General features: G+C 57.9%; 4 protein-coding genes. All 4 read left to right on the top strand.

Features of this window, described 5'->3' with window-relative positions; all coding sequences use genetic code 11:
• Positions 1-433 precede the first annotated feature (433 nt).
• From FJ311_15745 to FJ311_15730, 4 genes are read left to right on the top strand one after another with little or no spacing between them, the layout of a single operon-like run.
• Positions 434-1,624, top strand: a complete 1,191-nt coding sequence (locus tag FJ311_15745; protein MBM3952887.1) for a hypothetical protein — start codon at positions 434-436, stop codon at positions 1,622-1,624.
• Entirely contained in the window at positions 1,621-2,745 is a 1,125-nt protein-coding gene (locus FJ311_15740) for a glycosyltransferase family 4 protein (protein MBM3952886.1), read from the top strand. Before FJ311_15745 ends, FJ311_15740 begins: the two co-directional genes overlap by 4 nt.
• The gene (locus FJ311_15735) at positions 2,697-3,950 is read left to right on the top strand and encodes a glycosyltransferase family 4 protein (protein ID MBM3952885.1); all 1,254 of its coding nucleotides are present in this window, start codon (positions 2,697-2,699) and stop codon (positions 3,948-3,950) included. The genes FJ311_15740 and FJ311_15735 overlap by 49 nt, the downstream gene beginning before the upstream one ends.
• Entirely contained in the window at positions 3,920-5,068 is a 1,149-nt protein-coding gene (locus tag FJ311_15730; protein ID MBM3952884.1) for a glycosyltransferase family 4 protein, read from the top strand. The genes FJ311_15735 and FJ311_15730 overlap by 31 nt, the downstream gene beginning before the upstream one ends.
• Positions 5,069-5,317: the final 249 nt, after the last annotated feature.

The raw sequence follows: 5,317 nt of genomic DNA, 5'->3' as shown, positions 1-5,317 counted from the left end.
TTGAACGACCCGCAGAAAACGCACTTGCGGCCCCGCTCAAAGTTGGCCGCACACCCGAAAACCCTCGAACCCCCTATAACCATGCGCCTTTCCTCCTAGCACATGGTTACGAATCGCCCTAATTACCAAAAGTTATTTTGGGCGAATATCTCCTCTTTATTAGAGAGTCAGTATCTGAAAAAATGTCACGCTCTCTGCTTATCCAGCCTTTTTTACCGTCATGTCTCGTTCATGGATTTATCCGAACGTACGGATCCTGCCTGTAGCAATAGCTGCGGCAGGCCTCTGGCTATGGACGTTTGCGCCTGGTGTATGGGGCGGTGCGGGAAGTTGGATCGTGCGTCTCGCGAGCATGCTTCTTTGGTTGTGGTTGACTATCATATTGTTCCAAGGTTCGGATAATAGGAGGGTCCTGGCTGCGCCGTTATTTCTGATGGTAACATGGGTACTTTGGTTTTATTTCGTTATTCCGATCATAGCCGTAGTAACGATTAGTGCTGTAGGTCAGTCGTCGTTTGGAGATCTTATCGTAGCTCCGACATACCAGGGATTGCTTTCGGGGCTGGTGGATTCTGAAGGTGAACGGGAGATTTTGCGGTTTTCATTGATTGGTCATGTATTGGTGGCATGGATGTTGCCGGCTGGCGCGGATGGAAGGGGAGATAAACCGGTTTCGACTTTACGATTGCCTCGCTCGATCATTCTCGGAATAGGGATTTTTGCGGCCGTAACGTATATTATTCAGCGACATGTTGGTGCCAAAATTTTCGACCATTATTGGAATGATCTGGATCAACAAATAAACTTTATCGTTCTGGTCCTATATGTAACAGCGTTTGCTCTAGCCGCTATACGATGGATGTCGCGGGCGGAGGGGGCGGTACTCGATTTGGTTGTGCTGTCGATTGCGGCCGTTGGCCCGATGTTTTTTGGCGGGACAAAGATTGTTGTATTTGCCCTTGCTGCAACTGGATTTGCTGTTGCATTGGAACGTCGTTCAGTCGCAACGGCTGTGGGATCGGTTATTCTTGCTCTGCTGATATTGCTATCAGCGATAACGGTTCGACAGGCGCGCTTGAATCCTAATCTTGAAGTATTCCCTTACTTCCGAGAGGTGTTGGCATCCAAGCTGGTTACTCGACAGATCGAAACAATCGACTGTCTTACTGGGGTTATACGTAAGATTCCGACAACCCACGAAGATCGATCGAACCCATTTTATTTTGTTTATGGGCTTGTACCGCGGGCTTTGTGGCCTGATAAACCGAATTTATCGCAAAGCGGAAAAATCGTTATCCATTATTGTCATCCGGACATGGCGCCAAACCTCAATACTGATCATTCAGCCTCCGGAACCCTTTTATGGGAACCGCTCGCTTTTGCGGGCGTACCAGGGCAGATCGTGGCGCAAGCCCTGACGTTTCTGATTCTCATTGTATTGTCCCGCATATGGATCAACGGCAGCTCCTACGCCGCCGCCGGCGTTCTTGCACTCACCCCCTGGACGATCGATTTTGACCAACATTTCGCGCTGTATGTGGCTAATCTCGCCAAGGCGGCATTGGTGACCTGCGTATTTCTTTTCGTTCTGGCGCGGGTCGGGCGTATTCTGCGGTGGCGATGACGGTTGCGACTGCGCCGAAAACCCGTGTCTGCGTTCTGGTCAACGCTCTCCACGCCCGCAGCGGCGGCGGGGTGACCTATCTGCGCAATGTCCTGCCGCTTTTGGCGAAGGACGAGCGCCTCGAGCTTCACCTTTTCATCGAAGACGATCAAATCGAGATTTTTCACCCGACCGACGAAAAGGTTCGGGTCCATGCCGTTACCTCGACTGGCGGGCCCGCGATGTTGGCGATCTGGGAACAGGCGGTTCTCCCGATCCTGGCGCGGGTCATGGGCGCAAGCATCATTTTCTCGCCGGCCAATTTCGGTTGCCTCCTGTCGGGACGGAACGTGGTGCTCCTGCGCAACGCCTTGAGCGTTCTCCGGGTCGAACCCCGGCCCGGCCGCTGGCTCTATTGGGGCACGATCAGCCTGATGACGCTTCTGTCCGTCTTGCGGTCGGTGAAAATTATGGCCGTTTCCGATTATGCCGCTCGAACCCTGACGTTCGGGTTGCAGCGCCTGTTGAAGGAAAAAATATCAGTCATCCACCACGGCGTTTCCCGTTTTTTTACGCCCGCCATCGATGCACGGCGGGAGCGATTCATTCTCGTGGTCGCCGATATCTACGTTCAAAAAAATCTCCTGAATTTTTTTCGAGCCGCCGCGATCATTTGCCGTCGCGCCCCGGATATCCGGATCAAGGTTGTCGGCGCCCCGATCGATCCCTGGTATTCCGATCAGGTCCGATCGCTGGTCGCCTCCCTCGGAATCGGGGAACGGGTCGAATTCATGGGCCGCCAGCCAATGGAAGAAGTATTGGCGCTCTACCGAAAATGCCTGTTTCTGGCCTTTCCTTCGACGGCGGAAACCTTCGGCAATCCGCTGGTCGAAGCCATGGCCTGCGGCACGCCGATCGCTTGTTCGAACACGAGCGCGATGCCTGAGATCGTCGGGGAAGCGGCCCTGTACTTCGATCCCCTCGATCCCGTTGCGATCGCTGAAGCCTGCCTGCAGATGATCGAATCGGACAATCTGCGCGCATCGCTAGCGGCGAAGGGACTCGACCGGTCCCGGAAGTTTTCCTGGGAAGAATGTGGCCGGCGGGTCGCCGACGTCCTGGTCGAGGCCGGGGCGGGATAAATTGGGGGAGGGTGATGACGTTGCGCACGCTGATCATGACCTTGCCGCCCTACGACGGTGGGGTTCCGGCCAAGACCCATTGGCTGTGCGAGGCCTTGCGTGCGCGGGGGCACGACCTAACGGTCGCCTATTACGCGACCTTCGGACAGGAATCCGACTTGAACGCGCCGTCCTGGACATTGCTGATGGGCCGCAGGCCGCGATGTCGGATCGGGACGTGCTTCGGTGACGTCCGCTCCGTTGCCGTTGGCAGTTGGTTGCCCGAGCTGGAATTCACCTATTACATACCTTCGGCGCGCTGGTCGGAACTCATCGCGAGCCATGACCGCCATGTCGCCGTCGGCGGGCAAGTCTCGATTTCCTATCCTCTCGCCATAGCCGGCATTCCTCATTTGATCTGGTGCGCCAGTAGCGTGGATGGCGATCGGACTGATCGGGTGCGCACCGCGATGTGGCCGAGACGACTCATCGATGGGGTGTTCATTGCCCCGCGTCTGCACTCAATGGAACGGCGCATTCTTTCTGGGGTCGGCCGTATCTACGGCGTCAGCCGTTACACGGCCCGTGCCCTGGGCCATGAGGGGGATGGCCGCGTCGGTCACTTGCCCATTCCCGTCGATACCGCCGCGTTGACGCCGCCGGAATGCCCGCCAAGACCCGGTATGATCGGGTTCGCCGGCCGGCTCAATGATCCGCGTAAGAATGTCGCCACGCTGATTGCCGCCGTGGCTCGGGCGAGAGGCCGGGATCACAACCTTCGCCTGAAGGCTGTCGGCGCGGCCCCGGACCAATCGTTGCGCGCGGCGGTAAGAGATAGCGGCCTCGACGACTTCGTCGATTTTCCGGGGGAAATTGATCGTGAACGATTGATCGAATTCTATCGGGAGATCGATCTTTTCGTTATCCCCTCCCATCAGGAAGGATTGTGCATCGCCGGGATCGAGGCCATGGCGTGCGGAGTTCCTGTCGTTTCCACCCGTTGCGGCGGGCCCGAGGATTACGTGCGGCCGGGTGAAACAGGGGTTCTGGTCGGGTTGTCTCCGGACGAAATTGCCGAAGGGATTATTTCCGTCGTGCGCGATAGAAGGTTGCGTACCCGACTGTCACAAGGGGCGCGAACGGTTGCCGAAAACGAATATTCTCCGACAACTTTCTGGCAGAAGCTCGACAGTGCTTGGCGAGCGGTGTGGAACGAGGATCTGTGATAGTGCGCCTCCTTCACATCGTCAGCCATCCGATCCAATATCATGCGCCGTTGTTTCGCCGAATTGCCGCCGAATCGGGCATCGAATTTCGCGTCCTTTTTCTGCGCGATACCGAAGGCGGGTATTTCGACGCGGGCTTCGGGCGCGATGTGCGTTGGGATGTGCCATTGCGTTCGGGCTACGATAGCGTCGTTTGGGAGGAAACCGATTGGCGGCGGGAAATCGGGGAAAGCGACGCGGTCTGGTTCCACGGCTGGCAGGGTCGTCGGATGCTGCGCGCCATCGGCCAGGCCCACGCCATCGGCAAGCCGGTTATGATGCGCGGCGAGAACAACGATTGGGCCATGCCGGATGGGCCGGGTATTCGCGGGTGGTTGAAGCGCAAGTTTCTCAAACATGTTTTCGCCCATTGCAACGCTTTTCTCGCCATCGGTCGGGCAAACCGGGATTATTACCGGCGCCGGGGCGTCGATCTTCGACGCATCCACGACATGGGTTACGCGGTCGACAACGATTTTTTCGCCGCCGGGGCCGAGGCGGCCAGACCCCATCGCTCGGCCTTGCGCCGCTCACTCGGCTTCGACGAACGACCGGTTATTCTCTATGCGGGAAAATTCAGTCCCCGCAAGCACCCCGAATGGCTGCTAGAAGCTTGCAACCGAGCCGCCTGGCCGGGGCAAAGGCCGATTCTCGCCTACGTCGGGGATGGGGAGATGCGTGCCGATCTTGAGCGCAGCGCGTCGCCCGACGTCCGCTTTCTCGGCTTCAAAAATCAGCGCGAGCTACCCGCTCTTTATGATCTTGCCGACATCTTCGTACTGCCCGCCGAACGCGAACCGTGGGGACTGGCGGTAAACGAAAGCATGGCGTGCGGTACCGCGGTTGTCGCCAGCGACCAAGTCGGATGCGCTCCTGACTTGATCGACGAATCTTGCGGCGCGGTCTTTCCTTGCGGCGATATCGCGGCTCTGAGCCGGGCGTTGGTCGACGTTCTCGTGCGCGCGGGGGAGGCTGGTGTCGCTGCCCGCCGCAAGATCGCGGGATGGAACTTCGGGACAAACATCAAGGGATTACGGACCGCCCTGGATGCGGTAATGCGTGATCGCAGGCGGCTATGAGAATCATTATGGTCGGCGAGACGCACCACGGCTCGCGCACCCCGCAGCGGGTCCAGGCCCTACGTGATCTCGGCCACGAAGTAACGGCGATCAGCACAATGCCGCAAGGATGGAATGAACAAAGCCGACCGGGGCCGATCGACCGCATGCTCTATCGCTTACGCCTTCCTTGGGATTGGCCGGGTGCGGGGCGCGACATGGCTTGGTCGGCGCCGGCGCACGATCTGATTGTTCTCGACAATGCCCGCG

It is taken from the genome of Rhodospirillales bacterium (assembly GCA_016872535.1).
Classification (GTDB): domain Bacteria; phylum Pseudomonadota; class Alphaproteobacteria; order Rhodospirillales; family 2-12-FULL-67-15; genus 2-12-FULL-67-15.
This window is presented reverse-complemented; position numbering and strand designations above follow the sequence as displayed.

Excerpts from the sequence above, each read along its gene's own strand:
- FJ311_15745 (MBM3952887.1), top strand. The coding sequence starts at position 434 with ATGGTAACATGGGTACTTTGGTTTTATTTCGTTATTCCGATCATAGCC.
- FJ311_15740 (MBM3952886.1), top strand. The coding sequence starts at position 1,621 with ATGACGGTTGCGACTGCGCCGAAAACCCGTGTCTGCGTTCTGGTCAAC.
- FJ311_15735 (MBM3952885.1), top strand. The coding sequence starts at position 2,697 with ATGTGGCCGGCGGGTCGCCGACGTCCTGGTCGAGGCCGGGGCGGGATA.